This is a genomic window from Nitrosococcus wardiae (genome assembly GCF_004421105.1).
Classification (GTDB): Bacteria; Pseudomonadota; Gammaproteobacteria; order Nitrosococcales; family Nitrosococcaceae; genus Nitrosococcus; species Nitrosococcus wardiae.
On record NZ_CP038033.1, the window covers coordinates 521,638 to 535,503 of the forward strand.

Sequence of the window (13,866 nt, forward strand, 5' to 3'; positions counted from 1 at the left end):
TTAAAAGCCAAAACGCTCTAATTGCAAAGTTTCATTGACCGAAAGCACATTGTTAATGGCCACCGTTGCGGTAGTATCCGAGGTAAAAGAAATAGAGAGGTGACCACTCGCTACTCCATTAATTGTAGACCCTGCAGCATCAAAATGATGGGCAATATCTGTGCCAGACGGGAGAGATGGACCCAAAAACCGATATGCTGTTCCCGAATAGGTCGTCGCAGACTTCATAGGACCCGCTGTAAGTATCCAAAACGGCTCTCCCCGCCTGCTATCATAAACATACCATACCGCAGTTAACACAGTACCTTGAATATTAATAAAAAACCCGTGTCCATTCTGTTGCCCATTCCACCATAAACCATCATGCTTAGAAGTATAGGGGATTAGAGGGTTTTGCTCAGCCGCTGGATATCCTAGAAAAGGCTGGGCCTGAAGGTTAAAGGTATTGGGGGAGATCAAATTGTCGCCATTGAGTTGGATCTTAATAGCCGCTTCATCAGAATTGATAAAATCAATATCAAGGCGCCCCATCCCTCTTGAGACCACAGTGCTGCCATGGCCATCAAAAAAAGAGCTCAAGGATGACTTTAATATTGGCCCTTGAAAAGCGTATAGAATACCCGAATACTGATCTGAAGTCCCCATGGGACCCGCAGAAAGCAACCAAAATGGATTGCCCACCCTATCATAGGTATACCAAGCCGCCACTAAGGTATCATTACGGACATCGACAAAGAAACCATGCCCATTCTGTGATGGACTCCACCATATTCCAGAAAAGGGTGAGCGTCTCCCATTGGCTACAAAATTCTCAAGGGCCAATGTGCCAGCCCCATATTCATTATCCTTACCCCTAAAAGCGCGGTCTATACTCGCCTGTTGCAGCAATAGCTTAAGTTTCTGGGCGCTACGATTGGGATCTTGGGATTTGAGCAGTGCTGCCGCGCCCGCGACATGGGGAACCGCAGCAGAAGTACCAAAAAAGGGGCCTAGAACCACTGTACTCACCCCATCAGGCGCAATAATATCAGGCTTAATGCGACCATCCCAGGTGGGCCCCAGGGAGGACACCGGCTCTAGTTGCTGGGTCAAGACATCCATGGCACCGACAGTGAATACACCACGGCCATCGCCTGGTAAAACTAAGGTGCTATCGGCATTTTGATACTCCATAGGAAAGGCCTTTCCCTGGCTACCGCCGATAAATAACCGCAGTAAATTCTCGCCAGTTTCAAGGCTCGCGCCCACGATAAAAACATGATACGTACCCGTCATTGGCGCCGCAAAAAAAGCTTGTTCTATCGGCTCCTGACCTAACAACCCTGTCTGGAATCCCACTGATGAGGCACAGGCATTATCCGGAGAAAACTGGACTGTACCTGGGCAAAAGATGTAAAGATCATAATCCTGGTCAGAGCGAGGACGGGACGGATCTTCGCCCCAATCGTCCCAGTTAAGGATGACACGCACCAAGTCTCCTGCCCGCAATTCTAGATTTAAGGCCTCATCATTATTGCTAAACTCGTGGGCACCGTTACCATCCACGTCACGAAAAGTGCCGCTCCAGTAGTTTTGCTGTTCATTCCCAGCAGCAGTAACAAACAAAATACCTGCTTCATCGAATAATCGACTTGCAGCTGTAGAAACTGGACTTCTACCATCTAGTGGACCAAGATTATCAAAGCCAAGGGAAAATGAAACAATAGAAACTTCTTGAGTGCGCAGCCAATCTAGTGCCGCCATGTATTCCAATTCTGTACCAGCGGCAACCAAGGTCAGCTCAATATCCGGAGCCATATCGTAGAGGATTTCAGCCACTGCAGTGCCGTGATTGTTTCCTTCAAATCCCTCGCCTAGATTAAAATTTTTTATGGTAACCTCAAGGGGTAATTCGTCCCCCAAGAGATTCCGATATCCCTGAAATCCCCTATCTAAAATAGCGACTTGTACCCCCTTTCCGGTTATGCCTAGCTGGTGGAGCCTGTGAGCGGAAGTCACAAAGACTCCTTCACTGGATGAATCCGGATGTGCGCCTTTGTTTGGATGTCCCGATTTATCCCCGGCAAACCGGTAAAGTTCAGGACGAGTCTCTTGCCGGGGCTCAGCACGGTGGGGTAGCCGTACATACCGCACCTGAGGCAAGGCCGCCAGCTCGGATACTCGCTCTAGAGGCAACAACACCTGTAGCTGTTCACCACGCTCGATCTCCACCCTACCCCCCAGTTTTTCAATGGCTGAACGCGTTTCTGCCGTCAGGGGTCCATCCAGGAGAATATGGATTTGTACAGGTTGTTCTTGCGATGTTCCTTTTGGGCTGCTCCTTGCCTCTAGCATCTTTTGCAAGCGATATTCGATACGGGAGTGTAAGAGCCTAGACGCTCCTGAATTGGAGGAAAAAACCTCGTTGTTTTCTAGCCTATTGTTGCTAATGTCATTTCCATGTGCTGGAATGAGCGTTAAGCTGATACCCGCCGTAAAGGCCGTCAGCAGGCAATACTGGACTAATTTACAGATAATTTCTTCGCTCACTTGCTTGCTCCAGTCACTTTTAGATAATCCTTGAGAAAGGCAGTAATTAGTAAAATTTACGTTTTAAAGAAACATAGCATGAATATATGCCCCATTCTTACCTATCACTCGCAAGTTATCGAAAGCGCATCCTATGTCCAAAATGCCCATATCGCGTTAGCTGAAGATTTGAGGCGTATTCATGGGACAGGAAAAAAAAATCATTCCCCTTCAATTGCTTGTAGATTTTTTATTAGGCCAATGCAATATTGATCTTGATCACTCCATATGCATCACCTTTGATGATGGGCCGGATTTTGATTTTTATGATCTTGAGTATCCCGGCCTTGGGCTACAGCGCAGTTTTCTTAATATCCTCAATGAGTTTCAAGAAGAGGTCGGCGACAAACAACCAAAGATACAGGCGACTAGCTTTGTGATAGCTAGCCCCGAGGCGCGCACAGCGATAGATAATAGTGCCCTGTTGGGTAAAGGATGGTTAAGTGACAACTGGTGGAGAAAAGCTGAGCAATCTAGCCTAATTGAAATACAAAACCATAGCTGGGATCATCGACACCCAAGCCTTGCTAATTTAGATAGAGGAGACATGCTTGGTAATTTTTGGTGTGTTGATGACTTTGACAGCTGCAAACTTCAAGTTATCCAGGCAGGTAAAGTCATCCGAGAGCGGCTAGGTGGGAAGAGGCCCAACTTATTTGCCTATCCCTATGGGCAAGCGAGCGACTATCTCAGGCATGAATTCTTCCCCCACTTTATCCCTATACACGGAATCCGGGCGGCCTTTTCAACACAACCGGAATATGTCCATAAAAACAGCGAGCGCTGGTTCTTACCTCGATTTGCCTTCCTCGAGCACTGGCAAAGCGGCATGGAGCTAGAGGCAATCATTCGTGGCAAATTCTAGACCTCCAAAAATAATCTCTATCAGAAGCGGTAACAGTCAAAATACATGCTGATACTCTCATCAGGGCGCCTCAAATCCAACCCTCGTAGCTCTGGGGCTTCGCTTTGCCTATAATTGACTTCCTTAGCATGAAACCCGCACTCATTAAGTATCCCAGTCAAGGTTTTGCGATCATAATGAAATTGCCCCGCCAAACGGATGCCAAGATTAAATACTTCACATGCAGATTGGGTTTTCAAGGGTATGCCGACAAACTGCTTCCAAGTGGCAACCAACCATTCTGGCTCATAGAGATAAGCCCTCGTCAACTTTTCCAAGTCTGGAGTCAATAGCCGTATGATACCACCCGGCTTCAGGACCCGGTGGCATTCTCGCAAGAAAAGATAAGCGGAGTCCAAATCGAGCTGGACTATAAAATCCTCGGAATACATCAAGCCTGCACATGCAGTCTGAAAAGGCATGTTAGCGGATAGATCCGCCACTACCTCGGGCCTGTAGGAGGCGTCCAAATCAACGTTAATCCAACCTTCTAACTTTTCTTGGCCACAACCGAAATTGATCTTGACCATAAATTTCTAGCTGTTTTCTTTACAAAAATTCCATAGCAACGGCCATATCTTCAATGCCGAAGCAAACTGGCGAAGCATAGTTCTGACTAGCGCTACCTGGACGGCTCTCTCACTGCCTGCAGCAACCTCGGGAATGAGCTGCTCTTCACGATGGACTAAGGCGTTACTGCCCGCTAGCAATAGGCGTTTCACATCACTGGCCCAATAGGGGGGCTGATTTTGGTAGGTATCTAATTGGGTTTGCAAATGATTTACCTTTCCAACTCTAGCGTGAATAAGGTTTTCTTCAATCCCCGCTGTAAGAACATCCTCATTCGCATCCGCTAAACCCAAATAAGTTTCTGCTAAAAAAGTTAACCTTTGGAAGGAATCATTGGCATAGCAATTCCCCATGGAATTGTTGGCCACATCCGCTAAAAACCCTAGCACACCTACATTTTCAGGCTTGTCTAAGGATTCTTGATTCCAAGTTCGTTCAGGTTCAGGAAGATGCAGTAATCCCCACGGAAACTCAAGTGCCACTGAACTCGGATATAAAGCTTTAACTAAGGTTCCAAATAAGTGATCCTCGTTGCGAAAATAGGGACTTGTACAGGGCAGCATCTCCTGATTGTCAAACCCCGTAAGGGTGCTGAGCAGCGAAGTAGTGGGTAAAAAATGAAATGAGGAAGATCCCAACCATAAATGCCGGCTAGCACGTAATATCTCATAAGCTTCTAGATTCTCAACCAGCTGCGATCTTGCTGACCCCTCAAGTTCATATATCCAGCTGGTTGAGACGGTTCCAGGATCGCCGAAAACCCCACATTGAGTTAAAAGAATTTTGGAATCGGCATGTAAAGTCTCTATTTGATCACTGCCAAGATCTTTAAAGGCCTGCTCCTGCAGTTTAACTGCAGAAAAATGATGAATCGCCTTATCGATAGAACAGCCAAGAACCTCGGAAGATTGTTCGATAGGATCGATATTGGATACCGTAGTTCTTGCTAATAGATCAGCCCGATCCAGAAAAAATTGAACTTCCCGTTGTCTTTGTGAAATTTCCAACCTATTTTGATGGTGGGGGGCCAGGCGAGTCTGGCAAATCATGTCATCGTCAATGGTCAGAAACCGCTTCCCAGCAGTTAACAATAACATGTAATTCCAGAGTCTGCCCCCAGAAAAACGGGTATCCTCCTCATGGCCGCCTAACAACCATTGGATGGTTTCCTGATGTTCTGGAAAGGCACTGATCAAGGTAGTGATGCGTTTTTGCTGTTCTTCCCGCCCGTAATAATGGATATCGAGATGATGATTCTTGCTGATCTCTCCTACCACTATCTGATTCTTAGCCCTATTTTCTGGACTTCTGGAATCATCCATTACTAAATACCGATAGTGCCGCCCATGGTGAGATTCACTCTCAGCAAAACTTTTCACTAAACGGGCTAACTGCTTGGGTCGGTCGCAAGTACGCACCAAAATCCCAAACAAAGGGGTTTGATGGGAAACTCTGCCCTTATACTGCAAATTTGCAACTAAATCCTTGGCTGAAATCATAAAGTGCTGTTCAATAAATTTATTAAAAACTTGGCTGATTTCAGACTGGCGCTCCGCCAGCGCCGGATTCATTTTCTTTATTTGGGCAATATGGTCTTCAAGTGTTCTAAACTGCCGACAAAGCTGGAGGATCTGAAATACTTCTACAGAAACTACTACCCTATTATCAGTCCGCTTACTCTTTAAAAGGAGCCGCCGTCTTGGTAAGGGAAAAACAACACAATTATCAAACGCCCATAATCCCTGTGCCTGGTGGGCGGCAGTAACTGTAGTGGGGCCCTGGCTAAAATTCCGGGAATAATTGTCATTTTTCTCAGTCATCGTTTTTCCGTCCAGCCTCTTTAATTTGCCGGTAATGTGGGTTCATGCCAGAAATCCTCTACTGGAATCCAATACCCTATCCCCGATCGCTAATTCATATCTGGTTTTAGCTAGGGAAATTCCCTATAACCCTGAAGCAGCGATGCCGTAGGGTACGCTCATAATTTAAAATAGCTTGGAACTGAATAGGTAATCATGCAGCCATAAACCCTCTAGGGCGAGGGCTCTACCCAGAGGCAGTATAACCAACAATAAACCGGAGTAAAACTTGGACAAAAACAGCACCGACCTGCCTACCGCCAGGAAGCAAGCCCAACCGTCCCCGGCATCGCCCCTAACCGCAGCTCATATCCCGAAAGGGGTCCTGCTCCACATCCTCCACAGCTGGGGCGGTGGTATTGCCCGCTGGACTGAGGACTTTATCCGACACTGTCCCGAGCAGCGCAACCTCATCCTGTATTCTCGCAGCGACCGCAATGTTTTCGGCCATACCTTAGAACTGGTGGACCCGGCCTATCCAGAAACACCCCTTGCGGCATGGAAACTCACCCCTCCGATTCCTGCTACCGGTATTACCCACTCCCAATATGGGGCCATACTCTCAGACCTCCTCACCGGCTTGGCGGTGGAGACCGTTGTTGTCTCCTCTCTAATTGGGCATTCCCTGGAAGCCCTCACAACCGGCCTACCCACCCTGCGAGTGCTGCACGATCTCTATCCCTACTGCCCGGCTATGTTCGGTTACTTCAACGCCCCCTGCCAGCAATGCAATGAGGAAAGCCTCACTACTTGCCTACGGTCCAATCCCCAGAACGAATGCTGGCACAACTCCGTAACCGAAGACTGGCTCGCTATGCGCCGGGCTTACGCGGCCGCGCTCCTCAAACCCGAAGTTCGCCTTGTGGCCCCTAGCTACACGGCACAGGATAGGCTGTACCGGCTTTATCCCGAAATCGCCCGCAAAGCTTGTCATTTCATTGCCCACGGCATTGACCCAGCAAGAATGGGTTGCCCTAATCGCCCCCCTCTACCTCTTACAGAAGAAGGTGGGGGAAAGCGCATCCAAGCAGATAAAACCCGCAAATTGCGGCTCCTCGTCCCCGGCCGCTTGGAACCTCATAAGGGCCTACCACTGTTGCGGGACGCCCTACCTCAACTCGCCGATCAGGCTGAACTCCTCCTCCTTGGCTGTGGCATGTTCGGCCAATCCTTCGCTGCCATGGAGGGTATCACTCTCATCCCGGACTACGACTTCGCCGATCTAGGTCCCTTAGTTCAGGATTTCGCACCGGATTGTGCTCTCCTCCTCTCCACCCTGCCGGAAACTTTCAGCTATACCCTCAGCGAAATGTGGGCGCTGGGCATCCCTACTCTCGCCACCAACCTAGGCGCTTTCGCCGAGCGCATCCACCACGGCATAAACGGCTTCCTCTACGAACCTGACGTTCACAGCTTGACCGAATTGGTTGCTTCCCTGGCCCAGGATCCCACGCCCCTCATCCACGTCGCCCGCCATCTAGGCACCCACCCCGTACGCCAGGCGAAAGACATGGTAAAGGATTACCAGGCCCTGCTGCCGACCCCGAGCAAAACTGGAGGTCCCGGAAGCTGGCTGGCCCTAGGCATCGAAGGCGCCCAGACCCACTACCATTCAAACTATACAATGCTGGAACAGGAAGTTATTCGCCAGGCTGGGGAATTAGAAAAAAACCGCCATCAGCTTGAGCAAACAAGTCATACCCTTATTCATCACCAAACCCGTGCCGATGTGCTAGAGCGGGAACTGACAGCCCTGCGCCACTCCAACTCCTGGCGCGTGACTGCGCCCATCCGGGCCATCATCCTGGCTTTCCGTGCCTTCCGTACCCGCTGCCACCAAAATTCAGTGAACCAGACATCTCCTCCTCCGCCCCGTGACACTTCCGCCAGCCTGGAGGGCCCAGACAAGCTCCCCAGGAATGAACTTGAACCCGACCGGGCTCTCGGGGAACAAATCAGGGAAAGCGCCCATCACCGTCTCAAGCTCCGTACCCGTCTGAGAGAACAGCTTGGAATACCCGACGCCGCTCGCATTGTCTCGGGCATTGCCCAAAAAAACCAGCCTGACGCGGCGCAAGTGTTTATCCAAGCCGCAATCCAACAAGCAGGCAGCCAAAGGAATCTGTATTTTTTGTGGCTGGAAAGAGATAACATGCTCCCCATCCCAGCGAGCTTAAAAGCGAGGGGACTGGCGATGGCTCCCCGCCGCTTGCACTTTGCCACCGATTCGCCGGGAGCAAATAAAGCAACCGCCTTTTCCCTCCCAGACTATCTGGCAGCTTCAGACTTAATCTACCTCCCCCAGGCGGGCGATGCAACCTGGCCCACGGCGGCTGAAATAGCACTGCTCAAGGTGCCGGTCATAAGTGTTCCGGCGGGAAATGATTTGACCGCAACACTGGCAACGGCATTATTGGAATTTCGCCATGACTGACTTCGGTTCGTTCTTTCCTTATCAGACTGGAAAAAAGTTTTAATGGTTAAGGGTTAAGGGAAGAAATCCCCAGCCTTCTTCTCCCCTCCAGGAGACCCCTCTGACTAGAGGCTTGGAGAGAATCGACGCCGAATCCAGCGCCGGATACTCAGTGCCCGCAGAAACCAACCCAGCACCCAGCGAAAGTTCGAATCAACATCGGGGCAAACCAGTAATCCAGAGACCCAACCATTTTCCATCAGAAACTGGTGTAGTTTCTCCCGATGTTTCCTGGAAATGAAAGCCTTCAATACATCTCCGGAGGCTAACATCTGCTGTTTGTTGGAGAACCCCCCCGTACCAAAGGTCTCGTTATGATTGAGTTGAAAATAAGCCTGAGCTAGGAAAGAAGGAGGGCGTTGGATAATTTCCGACCAGATGTCCAGGGACATCGGCCGAAGCTCATCAGATGAATAGGCATGGGTACGCAGAAAATCGGCCCAAAAGGGTACCGAATCCAATACCCCGGCCTGAAAATGGCGGATGCAAGCTTCGTATATCTGATTTTCCCCCTCATCCACATGACGATGAATTTGAACGTCCTCCTTGTCTATCTCATAGCCTATCACGCTGCCATAGGGGGAATTACACAGCATCTCCACAGGAGCGACGAAATCTAGCAAGTGCCCATGGGGGTCGCCTCTGTTCAAATTAGGACCGAAAGCCTCTTTCCAAACATTTTCTGGTTGGATATTAAGAAAATGATTCAGACCCAGATAATAGCCCCGCAACTCCACTGAGGGCAGTGCATGGGCCAGATTATCCTGTATCGTCCCTCGCCAGCCGATATCCACAATCCCCACTCGGCCGGTTGTATCCAATAAACCGGTAGATTCCAAGTAGGCGGATAATTGCTCCCGCTTGATATTTAAATGGCTCTCAATTTCCGTTCGGACCTCAGGATCATCAAGGAAAGCCTTGACCCGCTCGTCCTGCCAAGGATAGCGGATAGGTTGCTTCAGCTCCAGACCATGGCGAACTGCCTGCTCGGCGAATGCTGCCGACTCCATCCCCAGGGATTTCAACAGTGCGTGTAGAGACTGAATGCTGTATTGGTTCCACAGACGCATCAACTCCCCCAGGGATAACTCTCGCAGGGAACCGGCAAAAGTGGCGATGCGGCTAACTTGGAGCAACTGGGCGGGCGGCGGTGAAAACCCTAGCAAATCCGATTCTGCCAGACGGCGGTAGATTTCCATAAAAAGTTCACCTTCCCGAGTGAAGAAATACAACTTTTCTACCTGATCGGCTACCGCCCGTTCCATGATACCGGCGACAAAGCCCACCAACAGCAAGGAACACTTTCGGCCATAGTTGTAAATCTCCTGCTGCTCGCACTCTGAGGAAGGAGAAAAAGTGAGCAGGTTTTGGATCGCCGCTTGTAGCGCCTGGGGACGAGCGTCAAAATGGGCCTCCCGCTGCCGCCGTCTTTGGTGCTCCTCTTCCGGCTGGAAATGAATCGCCGCAACACCGGTTTTCTTTGCCGCCCGAACATCGGCATCAGGGTTGTCTCCCACATGCAGATGTTGGTCTGGCGAGACACCAAACTGTTGGTGCAGATATTGGTAGAGCCGGCCGGAGCGCTTGTTCAGACCCACCTCACAGGACACCACCCCCTCCGCCGCTAGATGAACGATACCGTGATGAGCAAGCAAGGCCCGAACAGCTACGGCCGGCAGATAAAAGTCCGAAAGAAAGCACCGCCTAGCGGCAGGAAAGCGGGCTAACGCCCCGGCAATAGTCGGATCCGGGTAAGAAACAAATTTTTCTTGGGAAATTTCCACCTGCTCCAGGGCCAGTAGCAACTGTTCCAGCGCTTCACTGCCCAAGGGAAAAGGCTCCAGTCCTGCCAGTGCCAACCAGCGCCGGTAAACATCCAAATGGCGGTATTCGTCATCCATGCCCTGTTGTCGGCTGCCGTCTCCCAGCTCCTTTTCCGCCTGCTGGCGCAATCGCAACAGCGTCCAGCTATCCCGCTTCTCAGGAAGTAGGTATTGGGCATAATTCAGCGCCACATAACGGCACACTTGCAGCTTCACACTATCGGGATGACAACGGCGACGCAGCAGGGTATCCCAGACATCAATGGTCAGTAATTCATAGTTTTGGCCCATCACTTTCTACATTCCCTGTTTATACCTTCACAGCCGCCAGCGCCCGCCGCAGCCGATAGTAAACAAAGCGCACCAGCTTGCGGGGAGCAGGTGGCAAAAAAGCCAGACGCCCCCGATCCACCCCAGTTTCGGTGACAGGAAGGCGGGAGTTTCCAACCTCCCTTTTGGCGACCAGGGGAGGCCGGCGGTACAAGGGGGTAGGCGCTGGCCGTACCGATTGCACGCCCATCAGCCACTGATTAACCGTCGCCTGGAATTGCTCCAGCCCCCATTCCAGGGGCCGGTTCGCCATATAAGCGCTCCCTGCTCGGCCCATCGCTTGGGCCCGCTCGGGGGAAACCAAAATATCCATCACTCCCTGGGCAAGGGATTCCGGAGTGGGTTCGCACAACAACACCGCTTCTTCTGGAAAATCATATAATGTGTTGTCTCGGTGTACCTCCACCACCGGCAAACCGGCGGCCATCATTTCAAAGGGAACACGGGAGGGGTTGGTGGAACTGATGCACAGGCCTACGGTGCAGCGGTTATAGAGACGATTGCAATCCTCCAGACTCAATAGACCCAGGTTTTTATGCTCAAACCAAACCCGGCTGCTGGCCTTGGACCCATATAGGTAAACCTTCACCTCCGGCATACAATGCTTGATAATGCCCAAGGTCTCGATGCCTAGTTCCGCGCAGCGGCGGGGTTTGTCCGGCTGGTAGATGAGACAAACCGCCAGCTCCCGTTTCGGCTCTGGCAGCGGGCGATAAATCTCTAAATCGGCGCAGAAATCGAAATGGCTGGCGGCTACGCGGAATTGGCGGTCCAACAAGGCCGGCAACCAGCGGCCGATGGTAATCGGATAAAGACCGTAACGGTAAGAGTTCTCGGCCATGAGATAGCCATCTCCCATGGGATTGAACTGGGCTTCAAAATCCTGGACGAAATAGGCTTTCACGCAAGGGAAGGGCAGGTCATGAACCACCCGGGCCGAATACCACACGGTGGCGAACACCATCTCGACCGGCTGAATATTGGACCAACCGGTATGGACTTCTTGGAAGTCATACCCAAACATCCGTTTGATGTCCTTACGCAGACGAGCGCTGGAAAACTGCTCGGGATTTTCCAAGTATAAGAAGCAACGGTGACCCTGTTGTTGCAGATAATCCGCGTGCTGGAGAAAAGTACGGTGCCCCCCGGAACCTTCGATGAGACTAGGAATAAGCCAGGCTATGCTAGCCATGTTCTATCTATAATGAGCTTTTCTGAATGAGGGTCAAACCGCAACCATCCCCATAGGGGAAATCCCCCGGCGAGCCTCCAGTAACAAAGGAATTAAGCATCAACCCTGTCATCCCCCGAACCGCACACCATTCGCTCACTGCCCGGAACACACCCCCTTTACCAGTGGAATCAAACGCTGCCGCAAACTGGCTGGTATCGTGCAAAACCAACAACCCCCCCAGGGGCAGCGCAGTGTACCATAGGTCCAGCTCTTTCAAGGTATGCTCATATTGATGACTGGAATCAATAAACACCAGTTGGGGCGGCAAATCACCAAAATACGCCGATGCCCGGGCAGGTCCCTCCCTATCAGCAGAATCGGCAACACATAAACGCACTTGTTCCTCCAATCCCGCCTTGGCAACCCAACCTGCCGTATATCTCGTTACCCCTTCATCGATATCGATGGAAAAAAGCGCGTTTTTTTGGTTCATCTTACGCAGAAGAAACCCCAACAGCAAAGTCGAGTACCCCACATAATGGCCGCATTGCACGATCCGGTTGATGGCGCTGCCGGAAATCAGTCCAATCAACAAAGACAGGGGCGGCACATTAGCCTCCCCCGTACTGGGGTATTGACGCTCTGTATCCTCAAACCAATCCTGAACTAACAACCACTCACTCTCATCAAGAAAGCTGTAGGGAATGGGGATATAATCCGTATTGGGTGCCTGGTGCCACCAGTAGCGATTGTGTTGGCGTTGCCGGAATTTCAGAGATCTCTCACTACTCATTGATACCCTCCCTCATCAGCAATCCACTAAAGCACCAAAAATTTCGACCATATCCGTTTAAGGTACCGATTTGCCCGGATAAAGAAATTCCCATTCAGTTTTGCTATCTCCGCCTGCATCGCTTCGATTTGACTATCCCGGTTGGCAATTTCGCCATTCATCTGCTGGATAATATCCCAGCGCTCCTCAATCATGGCTGCTTGGCTGGCAATACACTGATCCCGGTTGGCAATTTCATCATTCATCTGCTGGATAATATGCCAACGCTCCTCAATCATTGTCGCTTGGCTGGCAATACATTGATCTCGGTTGGCGATTTCGCCATTCATCTGTTGTATCACTTGCCAACGTTCAGCCAGCATGGAGGCCTGATCAGCGAGCTGCTGAATGGAACGAAAAATCTCTGGGGGGCAGGAAGCCGCCTTCGCCATCTGCTGCAATCGCCAACTTGCACCATCGCCACCCGCAAACTCCAGCAAGCGCTGCTCTTTCACCCCCACAAGACCATAAATCAAATAACATAAAAGAGAAACCGGATGTAAGCTCTCATTCTGCATCAATACCAAGAGGAGGGCTTCCGCCCGGGCTTCCGCTTCCGAGCCATTCCCTAAACGTAATCCCGGTGAGAGCAGCGCCTTGGCCTGAATATAGGAGTTTTCATGGATATGGCGCCAGAGGTCATCTTCGGACAGGGTATTGGCTTCATGGACACGATAGGCCAGCAAATTTTCCCGAATCCAGATGGGTGCGCTGTACCGGCTGGCCCGTAAGGCCCAATCCCAGTCGTGGGTATAGCGCAGAGGAAAAAAAGCGCCGACCCGATTGGCTAGAGAGCGGGAAAAAAAGAAATTGGAGGTGGTAATGGCGAGATTGCCGGCGAAGAACCAATTCGCTGGATTCAATGTTTCACAATGGCCACACAATGCTTTATAGCTTTGGGCGCGAGGGTGATGGTGAACCTGGTTTCCCGAGGGGCCAATGAAGTTCACATTGCTGAAAACAAAAGCATCGTTCCCGCCCGACTGCTCAGCCACTGATAGCAACCGCTCGAGCCGGTGGGGGTCATACGCATCATCCGAATTCAGGATAGCAAGGTATTCCCCCTGGGCTATGGCCATCGCCTCATTAAGGGTGGCGTCAGCCCCCCGATTGGTATCATGTCGGCGCAGGCGTAGGCGGTTATCCTGGAAAGATTGCAGTCTCTCCCACGTACCGTCCTGGGAGGCATCGTCGATGACAATGAGTTCCAGATTCTGATGAGTTTGGCCAAGCACGCTCTCCACCGCCGAGGAGACGTAGCCTTCGTGATTGTAGGCGGGGATAATCACGCTTACCAGGGGCATATCGATGTCCTTGAACAATGAGAGAGCTG

General features: G+C 50.9%; 9 protein-coding genes. 2 read left to right on the forward strand and 7 right to left on the reverse strand.

Features of this window, described 5'->3' with window-relative positions; translation table 11 throughout:
* On the reverse strand, positions 1–2,529 hold the full coding sequence (locus tag E3U44_RS02600; protein ID WP_134356528.1) for a S8 family peptidase: 2,529 nt from the start codon (positions 2,527–2,529) through the stop codon (positions 1–3).
* A gap of 181 nt (positions 2,530–2,710) precedes the next feature.
* On the opposite strand from E3U44_RS02600, the gene E3U44_RS02605 reads away from it, so the two are divergent.
* Entirely contained in the window at positions 2,711–3,433 is a 723-nt protein-coding gene (locus tag E3U44_RS02605; RefSeq protein ID WP_134356529.1) for a polysaccharide deacetylase family protein, read from the forward strand.
* 20 nt (positions 3,434–3,453) lie between these two features.
* On the opposite strand, the gene E3U44_RS02610 is transcribed toward E3U44_RS02605, so the two are convergent.
* Positions 3,454–4,002, reverse strand: a complete 549-nt coding sequence (locus tag E3U44_RS02610) for a class I SAM-dependent methyltransferase (RefSeq protein WP_134356530.1) — start codon at positions 4,000–4,002, stop codon at positions 3,454–3,456.
* Between the two features lie 6 nt (positions 4,003–4,008).
* Positions 4,009–5,862 carry a hypothetical protein gene (locus E3U44_RS02615; protein ID WP_134356531.1) on the reverse strand — a complete coding sequence of 618 codons (1,854 nt, stop codon included), beginning with the start codon at positions 5,860–5,862 and terminating at the stop codon, positions 4,009–4,011.
* A gap of 268 nt (positions 5,863–6,130) precedes the next feature.
* Here E3U44_RS02615 and E3U44_RS02620 point away from each other — a divergent pair, with 268 nt between their 5' ends.
* Positions 6,131–8,335 carry a glycosyltransferase family 4 protein gene (locus E3U44_RS02620; protein ID WP_134356532.1) on the forward strand — a complete coding sequence of 735 codons (2,205 nt, stop codon included), beginning with the start codon at positions 6,131–6,133 and terminating at the stop codon, positions 8,333–8,335.
* A 104-nt stretch (positions 8,336–8,439) separates the two neighbouring features.
* Here the strand turns inward: E3U44_RS02620 and E3U44_RS02625 are convergent, their stop codons facing one another.
* From E3U44_RS02625 to E3U44_RS02640, 4 genes are read right to left on the reverse strand one after another with little or no spacing between them, the layout of a single operon-like run.
* A complete protein-coding gene (locus tag E3U44_RS02625; RefSeq protein WP_240761798.1) occupies positions 8,440–10,488 on the reverse strand; it encodes an HAD hydrolase-like protein in 2,049 nt (682 codons plus the stop codon).
* A 19-nt stretch (positions 10,489–10,507) separates the two neighbouring features.
* Positions 10,508–11,719: a rhamnosyltransferase WsaF family glycosyltransferase gene (locus E3U44_RS02630; protein WP_134356534.1), complete on the reverse strand. Its 1,212-nt coding sequence runs from the start codon at positions 11,717–11,719 to the stop codon at positions 10,508–10,510.
* A gap of 7 nt (positions 11,720–11,726) precedes the next feature.
* The gene (locus tag E3U44_RS02635) at positions 11,727–12,494 is read right to left on the reverse strand and encodes a class I SAM-dependent methyltransferase (RefSeq protein WP_134356535.1); all 768 of its coding nucleotides are present in this window, start codon (positions 12,492–12,494) and stop codon (positions 11,727–11,729) included.
* 26 nt (positions 12,495–12,520) lie between these two features.
* Complete coding sequence (locus E3U44_RS02640) at positions 12,521–13,837, reverse strand: glycosyltransferase family 2 protein (RefSeq protein WP_134356536.1); 1,317 nt, start codon at positions 13,835–13,837, stop codon at positions 12,521–12,523.
* Positions 13,838–13,866: the final 29 nt, after the last annotated feature.